Origin of the sequence: Acinetobacter sp. A1, from assembly GCF_012371315.1 — a bacterium.
Lineage (GTDB): Bacteria > Pseudomonadota > Gammaproteobacteria > Pseudomonadales > Moraxellaceae > Acinetobacter.
The window spans coordinates 1-715 of record NZ_JAAZQY010000084.1 but is presented as its reverse complement, the minus strand read 5'-3'; the positions used below and the strand labels follow the sequence as shown (position 1 = coordinate 715).

Here is a 715-nt window from a genome sequence, read left to right as displayed (position 1 = left end):
ACCACTACCGAATAAACCTGCATTTATTGCCTTATCTTGCTCTGCACCATTAGATCCTACTCCTACTGACATGTTAACGGTTCAAATTACTTTACCCCACTCAAAAGCAGAAATTGGCTTGAAATGGCAAGTATCAGAAATATCTGCTTTAGCAGAATTACTCAAGGCACTTGCAACATGATCCGCATTGATGAAATCTGGCTTTCTACCCAACCTCTGGATATGCGAGCAGGGATGGATACTATCATGGCTCAGGTGGTGAGAGCCTTTGGCTACATTAAACCGCATTGTGCTTACCTGTTCTGTAATAAACGTGGCCATCGCATGAAAGTGCTGGTACATGATGGACTGGGCATCTGGCTGTGTGCCCGGCGGCTGGAACAGGGAAAATTCCACTGGGCGCAGGTTCACCAGGGTGAAAGCATGGCGATCAGTCCGGAACAGTTACAGGCACTGATCCAGGGTTTACCTTGGCAGCGCATTGGACGACAGCAGGTGGTGACGATGCTCTAAACTAGGCTGTTCCATTCTGCTATTCTCCAAACGTTCTATTTCCTCTGCGTCATGACCTCAGGCATACTGCGGTCATGAATACGCTGCCAGACTTAAGCCAACTGACCCATGAACAACTGCTGGAATTTACCAGACAGTTGGCAATGCAGCATCAGTCTCTGGCACAATCAAATCAAGAATTAGAAAAATCAAACCAGCAATT

At 46.9% G+C, this 715-nt stretch carries 1 protein-coding gene and 1 pseudogene; both read left to right on the top strand.

Annotation, left to right across the window (positions count from 1 at the left end; translation table 11 throughout):
- Window positions 1-181: pseudogene (locus HHA41_RS13020) on the top strand (IS66 family insertion sequence element accessory protein TnpB); the annotation flags it as partial.
- Entirely contained in the window at window positions 178-513 is a 336-nt protein-coding gene (gene tnpB / locus HHA41_RS13015) for an IS66 family insertion sequence element accessory protein TnpB (protein WP_004691519.1), read from the top strand. The pseudogene HHA41_RS13020 and the gene tnpB, both read left to right, overlap by 4 nt.
- The last annotated feature ends 202 nt before the right edge of the window (window positions 514-715 follow it).

Coding starts and splice junctions, on each gene's coding strand:
- tnpB (WP_004691519.1), top strand. CDS start 178: ATGATCCGCATTGATGAAATCTGGCTTTCTACCCAACCTCTGGATATG.